Genomic DNA, 14,193 nt, shown 5'->3' with positions numbered 1-14,193 from the left:
CACATGGACGCAACCTCGAACCCGCGCCAGACCCTCCCCGTCATCGACCGCATCCTGATCGGCATCGGCGCAGTGATTACGTTCGGCGTGATCCCGCTCGCCGGTTCGGATTATTTGATGGACGCGGTTCTGACGCCGTTCCTCGCGCTGGCGCTCGCCGCGGTCGGGCTCAACGTCCTCACCGGCTATGCCGGGCAGGTGTCGCTCGGCTCGGCCGCGTTCCTCGCGGTCGGCGCCTATGCCGCCTACAATCTGCATCTCCGTTTGCCCGAGTTGCCGCTGCTGCTCGACCTGGTGCTGGCCGGCCTCGTCGCGGCCGCGATCGGCATCGTGTTCGGGCTGCCGAGCCTGCGGCTGCGCGGGTTCTATCTCGCGGTCTCGACGCTCGCGGCGCAGTTCTTCGTACAATGGGCGCTGACCAAGTTCGGCTGGTTCTCCAACGACAATCCGTCCGGCGTGATCGATGCGCCAGCGCTGACCATCGCCGGCTATTCCTTCACCAGCGCGGCGGGCCGCTACCTGTTCTCGCTGGCCGTCGTGACGGTGGCGACGATCCTGACCTTGCTGCTGCTGCAATCGCAGACCGGCCGCAACTTCATCGCGGTCCGCGATCACGAGATCGCGGCAAAGGTGATCGGTGTGCCGCTGCTACGGACCAAGCTGCTGGCGTTCGGCGTATCCTCGTTCCTGATCGGGGTCGCTGGGGTGCTGTGGGCCTTTGCCTACCTGCGCACAGTCGAGCCGGCCGGCTTCAATCTCGATCGCTCGTTCCAGATCCTCTTCATCATCATCATCGGTGGATTGGCATCGCTGCGCGGCGCGTTCCTCGGCGCGGCCTTCATCGTGGTGTTTCCGCTGATCCTGTCGCGGCTCGGCGCGGCTCTGCTCGGTGGCGTGTTCGACTCCGGCGTGCTGGAGATGAGCCAGCGCATCGTGATCGGTGCGCTGATCATCGCCTTTTTGATCGCGGAGCCGCGCGGATTGATCGCGCTGTGGGACCGGTTTCGCGCGGCGTCGGCCGCGTGGACCGGCCTCCGCAAGACGTTTCCTGCAACTGACACATCAAGGAGCTGACGATGAGGTTTCGACACTTGAAATTCGCGCTGGGGGTAGTGGGCGTCCTTGCATTTGCTGGAGCACCGGCGGTCCACGCCGACGAGCAGTTCTTTCCGCTGCAAAGCTATCGGGTTGGCCCCTATGCCGCCGGCGGCACCGGCTTCTTCGGCGGCTTCATCGACTATCTGAACCTAATCAATATCCGCGACGGCGGCGTCAACGGCGTAAAACTGACCTGGGACGAGGGCGAGACCCAGTACGAGGTCGAGCGCGGCGTCGAAGTCTATGAGCGGTTGAAGAACCGGCTCGGCGTCGCTGCCTGGAATCCGCTGTCGGTCGGCATCGCCTACGCCATGATCGACCGCATCACCAAGGACAAGGTGCCGCTGATCACCGTCAACCATGGCCGGACCGATTCGACCGACGGTCGCGTCTTTCCCTACGTCTTCCCGCTGCTGCTCAATCCTTACAGCGAGACCTCGGGTATCGTGAACTACATCGCGAGCCGCGAAGGCGGCGTCGACAGGCTCAAGGACAAGAAAATCGTCGTGCTCTATCACGGCTCGCCCTACGGCAAGGAGACGATCCCGATCTACAAGCTCCTCGCGGACAAGTATCATTTCAGCGTCGAGCAGATCGAGGTGCCGCATCCCGGCAACGAGCAGCAGTCGCAGTGGCTCTCGATCCGGCGCGCCAAGCCCGACTATGTGGTGCTGCGCGGCTGGGGCGTGATGAATCCGGTGGCGCTGAAGACCGCGCAGAAGGTCGGCTTCCCGGCCGACCACATCATCGGTAATGTCTGGTCCAATTCCGAGGAAGACGTGATCCCAGCGGGCGACGCAGCCAAAGGCTATATCGCGATCACCACGCAAGCCTCCGGTGCCGAATATCCGGTGCTGCAAGAGGTGATCAAGACCGTCTATGGCGCAGGGAAGGGCAATCTCGACGACAAGAAGCGGATCGGCAGCGTCTACCACAACCTCGGCATCGTGAACGGCATCCTCAACGTCGAGGCGATCAGGATCGCGCAGGCCAAGTTCGGCGAGCGCACGCTGACCGGCGACGAGGTGCGCTGGGGCTTTGAGCATCTGCAACTGAATCCGGCGCGGGTCGAGGCGCTCGGCGCCAAGGGGCTGTTCCATTCGATCAACGTCACTTGGGACAATCACGAGGGCGACGGCCGCGTCACCTTCCAGCAGTGGGATGGCGCGAAGTGGAAGGTGGTGTCGGACTGGATCGCGCCGGACTGGGCGTCCCTGCGGCCGATCATCGAGAAGTCCGCGGCCGCCTATGCCCAGGAGCATGGCATCACGCCCCGCACCTCCGGCGACGATCCGGTCAGCCAGTAATCGATCGCGCCGCTGCGGGAGCCTTGTGCCTCCCGCAGCCGGTAACTCGACGGATCGAACCATGAGTGAAGTCCTGCTCTCAGTCGACGGCCTGGCCGCGACCTACAATCACGCCATCGGCGCCGTCAGCGACGTGTCGCTCGTGGTGCGGCCGGGCGAAATTGTCGCCGTGCTCGGCGCCAACGGCGCCGGCAAATCGACCACCTTGCAGGCAGTGTCGGCGCTGCTGCCCGCCCGTCGCGGCCAGATCACTGCGGGCTGCATCCTGTTCGAGGGCCACGATCTTGCCGGCATATCGGCCGCCGCGCTAGTGCGGGCCGGCATCGTGCCGGTGCTCGAAGGGCGGCACTGTTTTGCGTCGCTGACGGTCGAGGAGAACCTCTTCACCGGCGCGATCGGGCGCGATGCGACCCGCGCCGAGACCGCAGATGATCTCGACCGCGTCTACACGCTGTTTCCGCGGCTGAAGGAGCGGCGCCGTTCGCTGGCCGGGCTGACCTCCGGCGGCGAGCAGCAGATGACAGCGATCGGCCGCGCCCTGATGTCGCGGCCGCGGCTGCTGGTGCTCGATGAGCCGTCGATGGGGCTGGCGCCGCTCGTCGTGGAGGGGATTCTTCGCGCGCTCAAACAGCTCAATGCCGAGCAGGGTCTGTCGATCCTGGTCGCGGAGCAGAACTCGACGGTGGCGCTACGCTTCGCCGACCACGCTGTCGTGCTCGAGAACGGCCGCAGCGTGCTCGCGGGTGCCGCCGCCGAGCTGCGGCGGCGCGGCGACATCAAGACGCTCTATCTCGGCGGATCGTCACAAGTCGATCCGAGCCGGCAGCCGACCCAGGCTGTCGCTTGACATCAACCCGGACAGGAGAACGACCATGGCCCAAGAAAATCTCGCCCGAAAGATCGACGACGACGTCTATGCAAGACTCGACGCCGCGATCGACGCCACCGTGAAGGTGAACGCCGATCGCAACGACAAGGAGAGCCGGTTTCCGCGCGAGAATCTGCGCGCGCTGTCGGAGGCCGGATGGACCGGCGTGCTGAACGAGGTGCAGCATGGCGGGCTCGGTCTCGCTCACGTCGACTTCGCCGAAGCCGCGTATCGCATCGGGCAAGCCGATGCCTCGACCGGCCTCGTCTATGTGATGCATGTCGGCGCGGCCCAAACTATCAATCTGTTCGGCAGCGCCGACCAGAAGGAGCGCTGGCTCAAATCCAACAATGGTGGTCTGCTCGGCACCTATTCGACCAGCGAGCGCGCCACCGGCGGGCACTGGTGGTACAATCTCTCGGAAGCCTCGCGCGACGGCGAGGATTATCTCGTCAATGCCGAGAAGTCGTTCACGACCAGCTCGGGTCAGGCCGACTACTATGTGGTACAGACGCGCACGCCCGGCGCAAAGGACCAGGCCGATATCGTGTTCTTCATCGTCGACGGCAAGGCCCAAGGGATCGAATCACGGCCTTGGGATGCGCTCGGCGTGCGGGCCAATCATTCAGGTCCGATCCGCTACAGCAATGTGCGGGTGCCACAGCGCGACCGGCTCGGCACCGAGGGGCAGGGCAAGGAGATCATCTATGACGGCGTGTCGCCGGTTTATCTGATCGGGCTCGGCGCGGTCTGGGAAGGCGTGGCGCGCGGAGCGCTGAACGCGGCGGTGGCGCACACCACGAGCTTCGTGCACAAGGATCGGAATAAGAGCCTATCGGATTACCAGGCGATCCGGCAGGAGCTCGGCGCCGCCAAGGTGCTGGTCGAGACCTTGCGGCCGTGGCGCAACGAGCTCGCAGCGCGACTCGACGTGCTGTGGCGCGCCGGCAGGCCGCAGAGCGAGATCCTGATTCCGCTGACCGAATTCAAGGTGCACGCCGCCGAGGTCGCCAACAAGGTCGCGGCCACCGCGCTGACCGTGACCGGGGGCTATGGCTACCATCGCGGTCCGATCGAGCGCTCCTATCGAGACGCGCGCGCCGCGATCGCGATGGGCCCATCCAATGTGATCGCACGCGACTGGATCGGCAAGGCGCTGGTCGGCTTGCCGTTGGAACTGTTCTACGAGGGCGGAGAGTAAAGCCTCGCGGCCTGCACTCCACAGGCTCGGAAATACCGTTCCCTACCGTCGCTAGTCGACCGCGAACCGTGAGTTGTGCAAGCTTAGAGGCCTTTCAGAAGGCGTTGGCAGTCTTTGGTTCGCTCGATCAGCTTTGCGGCAAGGCGCTGGATAACGGCGTTATCTAGCCCTTCCGCTTGCGCGGTAGCGCACACGCCGCTTACGCTGTCCGGAAGCAGATCGGCCAAGGAGTTCAGTCCCGCAATGACTTTTTCCGCATCGAAACGGATTTCGCGGGCGAATTTCCGCCATTCACGCGCACCTATTTGACCAAGCTTGTATTCCCCACCAATCTTCATCGCGAGCTTCATCTTTTGCAGATCAACATCGTCGTAGGGAAGGATGCTGGCGATATCGTAGAGTGGCGCAAGCCGCACCGTTGGGCCGTTGGCTAGCAGTAATGAGTAGTTCTTGGCGTGCGCATCGGTCCCCCCGATGAGCCAATTGAAGCCGAGAGCATCGATGAACGTATCGATATCATCAACGCTCTCGGTGGAATGGGTACGTAAGAGTTCGATAATATCCGTGGCGGACGGGCCGCCTTCGCTTTGATATTTCCTGGTTGGCATGATGCCGCGTGCCTGGCACACGTCCTCTTGATGGACGCGAATGACGTGATTGCCACTGAACTGCCGATCGTAGCGTTCGACGACAATGGCGACCTCATTCTCAAACCGCATGACCTTTGTTTCGGCGACAGGCAAGCCGAGATTACGCGCGAGATTGAGGCAGATATGTTCGTTCTCGGCATGGCCGTCGAAATAGCCGGTCGGCGGCTTCAGGATATGCGTTGTCGGAATGCGTCCGGACGGTATACCCCATTGTCCTCTTTGCAGAAGCAGTGCGGTTTTCGGCTGTGCACCGGCGAGGCTGAATTGCCCCGTATCACGCGGCAGCCGCCACGCGGCATGATCTTCTCTCAATGCTTGCAGACGTTTTGCGACGGCTGCTTCGTCAAGCCACTCAACCTTGTCGTCCGTACCGCTTTGCAATTTCTCCAAACGATCGGGCGTGACGAATTGAATGGCGCCGGCGCAGTCTTCGCCGACATGAGAAATCAGGGCAAACACATTGCGGGCCGAGACCTGAAACTTCTTCGCCCAACGATCGAGAACGCGCTCATTGTCCGGGAGCAGTCCCCATAGAAAGGCCTGAACAGCGGCGGGGCCGTGTTCCTCGGCCGCGAGTGGCATGGAGAGCGAAATGGGGTATGCGTCCCTCGTTTGCCGCCAATCGCTGTCATAGACAAAGGTGAGACGGCCACGAGCGTCGTTGTGCACGCGGCCGACTTCCCTGCCGTCCAGAAGCGCGATGAGTTCGTTGGTCATGGCCTGCTCTTTTTGGCTTTTGACACGATTGCGTTGATATCAACGACTGGCTTTTCTAAACCGCGGCCATGGGGTTGTTCGCTGCCTGCGTCTAGACGGATGCCGAGTGCGTCAAGAGCGCGGAGCACTAGGCCGAGTTCAGCGCGCGCGTGGCCGCGCTCAACCTCAATAACCCACTGACGGCTGACGCCAATGCGCTTGGCGAGGCTCGACTGGTCGAGCTTGAGGCGTTTGCGTGTGCCTCGAATGATGGCCCCGAGATCGGCCGACGTGCGTATGAGCATGGCAATTCAGAATGTTGACGTTCGCTTACATTACCATATGTCACCGTTCGGCGACAACTGAAAATGTCAGCGAACGTCGACTTTTGAAAATGTCATCGTTCGGTAACACGCGCAGGTTTGTGCCTAGACTAGAAAAATATAATCAGATCAATTAATTATCCTTATGAATCGAGCTCCGGAAAAATCTTTTTAACGGCTCCTTGATAGCCTGGGACGAGCGAGAATTGGCCTGTCGAGGAGATAGCGATGCCTGTCGCCATATATGAAAGATCTGGGTCCGAAAGGATTTTCGGCCGAAGGTTAGAGGTCCCGAGGGCGCAGCCGATGGCTACGAAAAAGTCTCACGCCAAAGCAGGCAAGTTAAACCGTTCCGACCTCGTCGAAGATGCCAGATATCCATATTTGGTGGGGCACGACAAAGATGCACCGCAAGTACATCGGTATGTAATCAAAGCCTCGTAGGAGCTCTACGCCGTCCTCCAAAGCGCACCGGACGATCAGACGGCGACATTCCGTTCGCTCATTGGCGCGCGCCTACTCCGACTACAGCAACGTGCTCGATCGCCGCAGCGTCTCCTACAGAACCAACGTCAGCAGCCGCTGTGGTCGGGATCGATCCCGAGTGATTGAAAGACTCCCGACTAAAGGCTGTCGAGACCAGAGCCGACGAATTCTGCTGCTACCAGGAAATCGCCATTGGCCCAAGCTGCCAATTGAGTATGCGCCGCGCAATAGAAGGCGCGCGACGTGATCTTAAAAAATCGGCATTGGGGCGATTCTCTAGGCGAAGGCCTCGTGCAGGAAGAGCGTATCTCTTCCGCTCCGTGTCCGGGAGCACCACGATCATGTTGTCTGGCAGTCCCAAGGCGGTGGCCTGCCGATACGTCTAACGTGCAGTGGTGTCGTTCTCGAATACGGCTACGAGGCCAACGGTGCCCGCGCTGCCGCAAATGCCTTTAGGAATTTCACAAGATAGGCAGCGCCGCCATCCACGCTCAGTTTGGCATGGATAAAGAACGAGAAGTAATCTTTTCGCTTGGAAATAGCGCCGTGAGCGAGCGTTGTAATATCCGAATGTCCGTGCTGCCCTCGGCAAGAATGACCGTTGTTGCCAGCCGACGGGGATCAAGGGGAGCGGAAGCTCTCTTGTCAGCGCAAATGCTGGCGCCCGACTAGATCCAACCGCCGCCGATCAGCGCCGTGATGACGTGCCGCACGTCAGCGCAGGCATCCAACAAAGCCCGAAGGCTCATCAAGGATCCATAGCCGTCGAACCAAAGCCGGCCTTCGCCGTCGCGATCACGCATCCGGCGATCGATCTCGTCCGTCGCCTCCTCGCGCGTGTAGAGGGTCGCCAGCACTTCGGGTGCCCGCGCCGATACCAATCCTCGACAAAGAATGAGCGCAGTGCCGCGGCCGTCTCCTCTGCCCAATCGCCATCGGCGCAGTATTCGTCCCAGTCTCGCGCGTCGCTGCGAGCTAAGCCTCCAGCCGTTCACGCGCCGTACTGGCCGTGGCAGCCCAAGAGATCCAAACGCGACAAGACCGCTCTGGGCGCCTTGTAGACGACGTTGGAACTTTCCGCCTCTTCATCGACCGACGGCCTGATGGCTCGGTCGCTTTCCTAGAAGAGCGCAGAAATGATCGGGAACGACGGACTTTGCGCCATAGACCTCGGTCCGATCGAAATAGATTTTGCAGTAACTTCCTATCCACCGCTCCTACAGGCCAATGTCCAGCATGGTGGTGCGATCGGTGAACGGTCGGCGGCCCTTTGAACTCCGCCGTGTCGACCTCCCAACCGCACATCGACTTACAATCCATTCTAGCCGATCAGCCACCGCACTGTGACGGCAACGACGTTCCAGCCGAGAGCCATGCAGCCCTGACAACCACGCGACTGGTGCCTGTCGGGCGGGGATGGTCCCCGCCTAAGAACAGGAGCCGGATAGATGTCTCAAAGCCTTGCCTTCGCCAATGCATAGAACCTCGCCCACCCTCATGGTCTGCGTCGTTATCTTCCGCACCGGCAGGGGCGGATACGGCGTCATGCCGGCCACCGAATACGACGGCAGGCGTCAGTGGCAGCCGTACGGGGAGGCCATTGCCATCTACAAGCGCACGAATCTTGCTGGTCTGCCGTAACCGTCCTATCGATTGCCTCTGGTTCTTGGCGATGCACGCTCCGTGCTGATGAACGGGGACAATAGAAGTGTCGATCATCTGGACCGCCGCATCGTGAGCAGCGGCGAGTGTATCTATGATTCGGCTCCAGAGACCGGCCCACGCCAGCGAACAAAGCGGTTATAGCAGGTAGTGTAAGGACCAAAATGATCCGGCAAATCGCGCCAAGGTGCCCCAGATCGCACGACGCAGAAGATGAGGACGCGTCAGTCGTTTACCCGAGGAACTCCACGCGTCTTGTTTGGTAGCATAGACTTGATAAGTGCCCATTCGTAGTCCCTTAGGTCATGGCGCAATGATTCGAAGCCCCAGTTTGGGAAGTTGAATCACGGGCGCCGGGCCGAGCACAATGCTTTTGCCATGTCAGGCCAACTTGTCCTCACGGCCGCCCTCAAGCTTATCTCGCAAGGCCGTGATCACGCGATGGACAATCCTTATATCCTTGACCGACAGCCCTTCTGAAAGATCGTTGATCCAGGGAGCCTGCAATTCCATTGCGGCTTCGAAGGCGCGCTGTCCATTCGCAGTGAGCACGACGAGCTGCGCCCGTCGGTGATGCGGGTTGACCTCAAAAGATACGAGGCCCTCCCTGTGTAGATCATTGATAATCCGCTGCACGTTTTGACGATTGCCGCCGAGGTCGCGTGCGAGCCAAGCGACCGGTTGGGGACGTTCGGCGGACACAATGGCGCCAAGCACCTGCCAGCGTGCGCTTGTTAGGCCAAGCGGCGCGACCAGACGGTCGCCGGCCGTCAGAAGTAGGCTGTCGAGCCTGAAGAGATCGAGAACAAGGTCGGTCAGGGCGTCACCCTCGGGGGTTCGCTTGGCTCTTTTCATTTGTCACCATTGTTTTATATTGACATTATAATGTCAATCTGTCATGTAGGCATAATACCAATTAGGTATCGCATGCTAAATAGCAATGGAGCCACTCATGTCGCTGCTACGCGCACTCGACCCTTCCTTCCCGATCGACCGCCAGATCGCTATTGAGGCAAATTCGGTCGTCCTGGTGAACCCATTCACTCTCGACAAAGCCGATGAGGCGGCTTTTCTCAAAACCTGGCAGGACGACGCAGCGTTCATGAAGCGACAGCCGGGCTTCATTTCCACTCAGCTGCACAGAGCTCTCGGCGACAGCTCGACCTATCTGAACTACGCCGTCTGGGAATCCACCGCACACTTCCGCGCGGCCTTCACCCATCCTGACTTTCTAGCAAAAATAGCCAGCTATCCGGCCTCCGCGATAGCTTCCCCTCATCTGTTCCAGAAAGTTGCCGTGCGCGGCATCTGCGTTGCCTAGCCCTGCTGTTTTTAGGAAGGGAAGATACTCATGATCAAGTTGATCCATCCTATCGCTGGTGCCTTGGCTATCGCAACGATCGGCACATTTTGGCTATCGACGGTACTCAGCGAGCTGTTCGCGTCCCATGCCACAGTTGCCGCGGTTAAGAGCACCATACCGTGGGGCTTCTTGTTGCTGATTCCGGCGCTCGCTGCCACCGGCGGTACAGGTGTCATCTTGGCAATGGGGCGCCGGGCCGGACCGATCGGGGCCAAATTCAAGCGCATGCCATTCATTGCAGGAAACGGCATCCTGATTCTTATTCCGTCTGCGCTCTTCCTTGCGTCGAAGGCTCAGGCGGCAGAATTCGATGCCATGTTCTATGCTGTGCAGGCGATCGAGCTCATCGCGGGCGCAACAAACATTACACTTCTTGCTCTCAACGGGCGGGACGGTCTCAAAATGAAGGGATGGTTGCGCCGCAAACCCGCTTAATCACCTGAACCGGAACTGCGCGGACAACCGACCTGACGCCCGGTATTGTCCCGGCTTTATGAGTACGCGCCCTAAAATCTTATAGCTCTCCCGCCGGAGAATAGGCCGGACGTATCACAATGCGTAGCCAAATCAGCAGTTTAGAACGTTCAGCCCTTCAGTTTACCTCCGGCAGCATAACGCTCGCCGTGGTAACACTAGCCTGCTTGTACCTTCAGGCGCATTTCGCCGCGACGGCGTTCGCCTATTTGTTAGTGGTCTTGCTGTTTTCGCTGATGGGCAGCTTCGTCGCGTCGTCCGCGCTTTGCATCGTAGCCATTGCTGCTCTCGCTTATTACTTTGCGCCGCCGGCGTTCAGCCTGCGAATCGATGCCCCCCGAGATCTGCCCGTGGTTGTTGCATTCTTTATTGCCTCGATTGTGGGAGCGCACTTGATCGGTACGCTCCGTCAGGAAAGAGAGGCTGCGCGTGTGATTGCGGCCAAGCTTCAGCGGAGTGCGGCCGATTTGGAGGATCGCGAAAAGCGGTGGCGCGCCATCTTCGAGCACAATCCAGCCATGTACTTCATGGTCGATGAAGCCGGCACTGTCCTCGACGTCAATACATTCGGCGCGACACAACTCGGCTATGCTCGTGCTGAACTGATCGGTCAGTCCGTGCTGGAGGTATTTCTCGAGGAGGATCGCGCGTGCGTTCGGACGTGCCTGAAGGACGTCGGACAAACGCGCACTTGGGACGTCCAGAAGGTCAGGAAGGACGGCTCGGTCTTGTGGGTACGTGAAAGCGCCAAAGCTATGCTCTGGGCGGATAAGCAGCCCATTGTCCTTATCGCCTGCGAAGATATCACGGAGCGAAGGCGGACCGAACTTGCCCTGCAGCGGAGCGAAGCACATTTGGCCCAGGCGCAGGAGTTGAGTCACACAGGCAGCTTCAGCTGGAACCCCACTACGGGCGAAGCCTTCTGGTCACAGGAGACATTTCGGATTTTCCAATTAGATCGCCAGACAGTGCCGCTGGGGCCGCAGCTCGTCGTTGAGCGCACTCATCCAGATGATAGGGCTTCGGTTCAAGAAATTATTGATCGCGCGATGCGAGACCCGAGCGATTTCGAGCACGAATACCGGCTTCTGCTACCGGACGGCTCGGTAAAGCACATCCATGCGCAGGCGCGAGCGACGAGAACAGCCTCTGGTGAGATCGAGTTTGTTGGGGCAGCTACGGATATTACGGCGGCTAGGCGAGCAGAACAACAGCTGCGCCGCAACGAGGCTTATCTAGCCGAAGCTCAGCATCTCAGTCACACGGGCAGCTGGTCCTGGGACGTCTACGGTCTAGATTTCGTGTATCGCTCCGCCGAGGTCGATCGTCTGTTTGGCTTTCGCCCACAAGAGCCGGTATCGATCGAGACCATCCGATCGCGCATCCATCCGGACGACTTGCCACGGCTGGAGGAGGTGCAGCGCCAGGCGATTGAGCACAAGGAGGGGCGGTTCGAATATGATTTTCGTATCCTTCTACCAGATGGCGGGATACGACGCATACACTCCGTTGCGCACGTGGTGGTCGGCAGCGATGGTAAAGTCAGCGAGCTGATCGGAACACATATGGATGTCACCGGGCAACACGCAGCTAGGGAACGCCTGGAAAACACACTTGCCGCGCTGCGCGAAAGCGAACAGCGCTTTCGCGACTACGCCGAAACAGCTTCCGATTGGCTCTGGGAAACTGGGCCGGATCTTCAGGTCACTCGCTTATCCGAGCACACCAGCGCTGCGGGACTTTTGGCGACAGGATTGATCGGCCTGCTTCGCTGTGACCTTGCGTGCGACGTCGAAGAGGAGCCCGAGAAGCGGCGGCAGCATCGGGCGACATTGGAGGCCCATCTTCCGTTTCGGGATCTCGTCTACCGCACCGTGAATCGGACAGGTTCTCCGATCTACGTCCGCACGAGTGGCAAGCCTTTTTTCGATGGAAAGGGGAACTTTCTCGGCTATCGGGGCGTCAGCACTGACATCACCGCGACCATTCGCGCCGATCAAGCCGAACAAGAACTACGAAAGGCACAAGCGGAGCTTGCGCATGTAACGCGTGTAACGACCTTAGGAGAGCTAACAACTTCCATCGCCCATGAAGTAAACCAGCCACTCGCCGCTATTATCAGCAACGCCGATGCGTGCCTCGGTTGGATGGGGCGGGAAGCTCCTAATCTTTCCGCTGCGCGCTCTTCGGTGGAATGGATCATCGAAGACGCAATCCGGGCAAGCGAGGTGATCCGTCGTATTCGCGCGCTCGCGAAGAAAGGCGACATTGAGATGGTGCCGCTCAACATCAATGAGCTCGTTAAGGAGGTCATTGCGCTGGTAACACGAGAGCTGGTGAGCCACCGAGTGACGTTACGCACCGAGTTGACGGCAGGGTTGCCTACGATCCTCGGCGACCGGATTCAGCTACAACAGGTGATCATCAACCTAGTGATGAACGGAATCGAAGCCATGGACGCAGTTACCGACCGGACGCGCGAACTGCTGATTCAATCATCAAAGGACGATCTGGGGCACATCCAGCTTGCAGTGACCGATTGCGGCGTCGGCATCGCCGAGATCGACGCGGACCGCGTCTTGGATCCTTTCTTCACCACTAAATCGAGTGGCCTTGGAATGGGTCTTTCGATCTGCCGGTCGATCGTGGAAGCTCATGGCGGACGGCTGTCAATGGTCCACAAAAATGGACCGGGCGCGACCTTCCAGTTTGCCCTACCGCTGCATAAGGAGGCCGTCTCGTGACAGGACGATTTGACTCGCCGGGTGAAGTCAGCAATGCCGAGTCCTCGACAAAGGCGGTTGTCTTCATCATCGAGGATGACATCTCCATGCGTCGCTCGCTTACGAACCTTTTTCAATCGGTAGGGTTAGGCGTCTTGCATTCGGATCGGTGCGCGAAATGCTGCAGAGCACAATTCCGGACGTTATTAGCTGTCTAGTTCTCGATGTCCGGCTTCCGAGCTTGAGCGGCCTTGACTACCAGACCGAGCTAGCGAGGTTGAACATACATATTACGATCATTTCATTACCGGCCATGGCGACATTCCCATGACCGTCAGGGCCATGAAGGAAGGAGCGGTCGATTTTCTCAGCAAACCGTTTCGCGATCAGGAACTGCTTGATGCCGTGGTTGCAGCGACCGAACGCGATCGCAAAAGACGAGAGGCTCAGCAGATCGTCGCGAACCTCCAGTCTCGATTTGAGAGCTCAAGCCCCGCGCGAGCAGGGGGTGATGAAACTGGTCGCTACCGGCATGATGAACAAGGCAGCCGCCGAGCTTGGGCTCGCCGAGATTACGGTCAAGATCTACCGGGGACACGTAATGAGGAAGATGCGTGCACGGTCGCTGGCCGACTTGATCAGAATGACTGGGACGTTGGGAATTCGCGCCAATCGTCCTGAACAAACCGAAGTATGATTTTACAATTTCATCAGTCGAGCCCATTTTCGCCGAAGGCGGCTAATGCTTGCAGCCGCTATTCCTCCTTCAGGAGGCTCGTCTTACCCATGCCTGTGATTTCCGTTGTTGACAACCACGCCCCAGTCCGTGCGGCGGCAGAGAATCTTTTGAAATCGCGTGGCTACATCGCCGCGACATCTCCCTCCCTCTCTCCCGACCGACCCTGAGGAAGCGCTCGCCGGTGTCGTAGCTTTGCGCCGACTGGCGGACAGGATCGAACGCCAAGCCGTCCGCTCGGCCCTACGCCAAGGTTTGTCGTGGTCGACGATCGCCCAAGCTTTAGGGATCACCAAACAGGCCGCCGACAAACGACTTTCAGACGTGGCGACACGCAACAGCTCTATGTAAGAGGATTGTCATGTTCAAAGGCATCGGATCGAAGCTCAACGACATGGGCACCATTAAGTTTCTTTGCGAGAGGGCGGAAACTTACGCCTTGCAGGATCAGCAGCGGGAGCCTGGGGCCGAACACTTCTTGCTGGCCTCACTCGATCTTCCGGACGGCACCTGGGCGGGGGGAGCCCGATGCCCTGAAGGGCGCGATCGAACGGCAGTACGGCGAAGCCCTTCGTTCAATCGGTCTGAAAGCGGATGCCCCGCGCG

General features: G+C 59.8%; 11 protein-coding genes and 2 pseudogenes. 8 read left to right on the top strand and 5 right to left on the bottom strand.

Annotated elements, in window-relative coordinates:
* The first annotated feature begins 3 nt into the window (after positions 1 to 3).
* The 4 genes from ACVWYP_RS37550 (at position 4) to ACVWYP_RS37535 (ending at position 4,474) form a co-directional block, all read left to right on the top strand.
* Positions 4 to 1,074, top strand: a complete 1,071-nt coding sequence (locus ACVWYP_RS37550) for a branched-chain amino acid ABC transporter permease (RefSeq protein ID WP_016848255.1) — start codon at positions 4 to 6, stop codon at positions 1,072 to 1,074.
* Positions 1,075 to 1,076: 2 nt separating this feature from the next.
* Positions 1,077 to 2,405, top strand: coding sequence for an ABC transporter substrate-binding protein (locus tag ACVWYP_RS37545; RefSeq protein ID WP_035632474.1), 1,329 nt, complete (start codon positions 1,077 to 1,079; stop codon positions 2,403 to 2,405).
* 61 nt (positions 2,406 to 2,466) lie between these two features.
* A complete protein-coding gene (locus ACVWYP_RS37540) occupies positions 2,467 to 3,252 on the top strand; it encodes an ABC transporter ATP-binding protein (RefSeq protein WP_016848253.1) in 786 nt (261 codons plus the stop codon).
* A 25-nt stretch (positions 3,253 to 3,277) separates the two neighbouring features.
* Positions 3,278 to 4,474 (top strand): acyl-CoA dehydrogenase family protein, encoded by a 1,197-nt coding sequence (locus ACVWYP_RS37535; protein WP_016848252.1) that lies wholly within the window; start codon positions 3,278 to 3,280, stop codon positions 4,472 to 4,474.
* A gap of 83 nt (positions 4,475 to 4,557) precedes the next feature.
* On the opposite strand, the gene ACVWYP_RS37530 is transcribed toward ACVWYP_RS37535, so the two are convergent.
* The 5 genes and pseudogenes from ACVWYP_RS37530 to ACVWYP_RS37510 form a co-directional block, all read right to left on the bottom strand.
* Positions 4,558 to 5,841: a type II toxin-antitoxin system HipA family toxin gene (locus ACVWYP_RS37530; protein WP_016848251.1), complete on the bottom strand. Its 1,284-nt coding sequence runs from the start codon at positions 5,839 to 5,841 to the stop codon at positions 4,558 to 4,560.
* Positions 5,838 to 6,125 (bottom strand): helix-turn-helix domain-containing protein, encoded by a 288-nt coding sequence (locus tag ACVWYP_RS37525; RefSeq protein ID WP_016848250.1) that lies wholly within the window; start codon positions 6,123 to 6,125, stop codon positions 5,838 to 5,840. Before ACVWYP_RS37525 ends, ACVWYP_RS37530 begins: the two co-directional genes overlap by 4 nt.
* 1,172 nt (positions 6,126 to 7,297) lie before the next feature.
* Positions 7,298 to 7,486 carry a hypothetical protein gene (locus ACVWYP_RS37520; RefSeq protein WP_016848248.1) on the bottom strand — a complete coding sequence of 63 codons (189 nt, stop codon included), beginning with the start codon at positions 7,484 to 7,486 and terminating at the stop codon, positions 7,298 to 7,300.
* A gap of 703 nt (positions 7,487 to 8,189) precedes the next feature.
* A pseudogene (locus tag ACVWYP_RS37515) lies at positions 8,190 to 8,605 on the bottom strand (IS5 family transposase); the annotation flags it as partial.
* 67 nt (positions 8,606 to 8,672) lie between these two features.
* Positions 8,673 to 9,146: a MarR family winged helix-turn-helix transcriptional regulator gene (locus ACVWYP_RS37510; RefSeq protein WP_016848245.1), complete on the bottom strand. Its 474-nt coding sequence runs from the start codon at positions 9,144 to 9,146 to the stop codon at positions 8,673 to 8,675.
* A gap of 85 nt (positions 9,147 to 9,231) precedes the next feature.
* On the opposite strand from ACVWYP_RS37510, the gene ACVWYP_RS37505 reads away from it, so the two are divergent.
* From ACVWYP_RS37505 to ACVWYP_RS37490, 4 genes and pseudogenes are all read left to right on the top strand, one after another.
* On the top strand, positions 9,232 to 9,612 hold the full coding sequence (locus tag ACVWYP_RS37505; protein WP_016848244.1) for an antibiotic biosynthesis monooxygenase family protein: 381 nt from the start codon (positions 9,232 to 9,234) through the stop codon (positions 9,610 to 9,612).
* Between the two features lie 30 nt (positions 9,613 to 9,642).
* Positions 9,643 to 10,089 (top strand): hypothetical protein, encoded by a 447-nt coding sequence (locus tag ACVWYP_RS37500; RefSeq protein WP_016848243.1) that lies wholly within the window; start codon positions 9,643 to 9,645, stop codon positions 10,087 to 10,089.
* Positions 10,090 to 10,208: 119 nt separating this feature from the next.
* The gene (locus ACVWYP_RS37495) at positions 10,209 to 12,872 is read left to right on the top strand and encodes a PAS domain S-box protein (RefSeq protein ID WP_018273349.1); all 2,664 of its coding nucleotides are present in this window, start codon (positions 10,209 to 10,211) and stop codon (positions 12,870 to 12,872) included.
* Positions 12,869 to 13,548, top strand: a pseudogene (locus tag ACVWYP_RS37490) (response regulator transcription factor). Before ACVWYP_RS37495 ends, ACVWYP_RS37490 begins: the two are co-directional and overlap by 4 nt.
* Positions 13,549 to 14,193: the final 645 nt, after the last annotated feature.

It is taken from the genome of Bradyrhizobium sp. USDA 3262 (assembly GCF_054060035.1).
Note: the sequence above shows the minus strand (reverse complement) of the source record. Positions and strands in the feature narration are given on the sequence as shown.

Bases quoted from the DNA above. Each gene is read 5' to 3' on its own strand.
- ACVWYP_RS37550 (WP_016848255.1), top strand. From the start codon at position 4: ATGGACGCAACCTCGAACCCGCGCCAGACCCTCCCCGTCATCGACCGC.
- ACVWYP_RS37545 (WP_035632474.1), top strand. From the start codon at position 1,077: ATGAGGTTTCGACACTTGAAATTCGCGCTGGGGGTAGTGGGCGTCCTT.
- ACVWYP_RS37540 (WP_016848253.1), top strand. From the start codon at position 2,467: ATGAGTGAAGTCCTGCTCTCAGTCGACGGCCTGGCCGCGACCTACAAT.
- ACVWYP_RS37535 (WP_016848252.1), top strand. From the start codon at position 3,278: ATGGCCCAAGAAAATCTCGCCCGAAAGATCGACGACGACGTCTATGCA.
- ACVWYP_RS37530 (WP_016848251.1), bottom strand. From the start codon at position 5,841: ATGACCAACGAACTCATCGCGCTTCTGGACGGCAGGGAAGTCGGCCGC.
- ACVWYP_RS37525 (WP_016848250.1), bottom strand. From the start codon at position 6,125: ATGCTCATACGCACGTCGGCCGATCTCGGGGCCATCATTCGAGGCACA.
- ACVWYP_RS37510 (WP_016848245.1), bottom strand. From the start codon at position 9,146: ATGAAAAGAGCCAAGCGAACCCCCGAGGGTGACGCCCTGACCGACCTT.
- ACVWYP_RS37505 (WP_016848244.1), top strand. From the start codon at position 9,232: ATGGAGCCACTCATGTCGCTGCTACGCGCACTCGACCCTTCCTTCCCG.
- ACVWYP_RS37500 (WP_016848243.1), top strand. From the start codon at position 9,643: ATGATCAAGTTGATCCATCCTATCGCTGGTGCCTTGGCTATCGCAACG.
- ACVWYP_RS37495 (WP_018273349.1), top strand. From the start codon at position 10,209: ATGCGTAGCCAAATCAGCAGTTTAGAACGTTCAGCCCTTCAGTTTACC.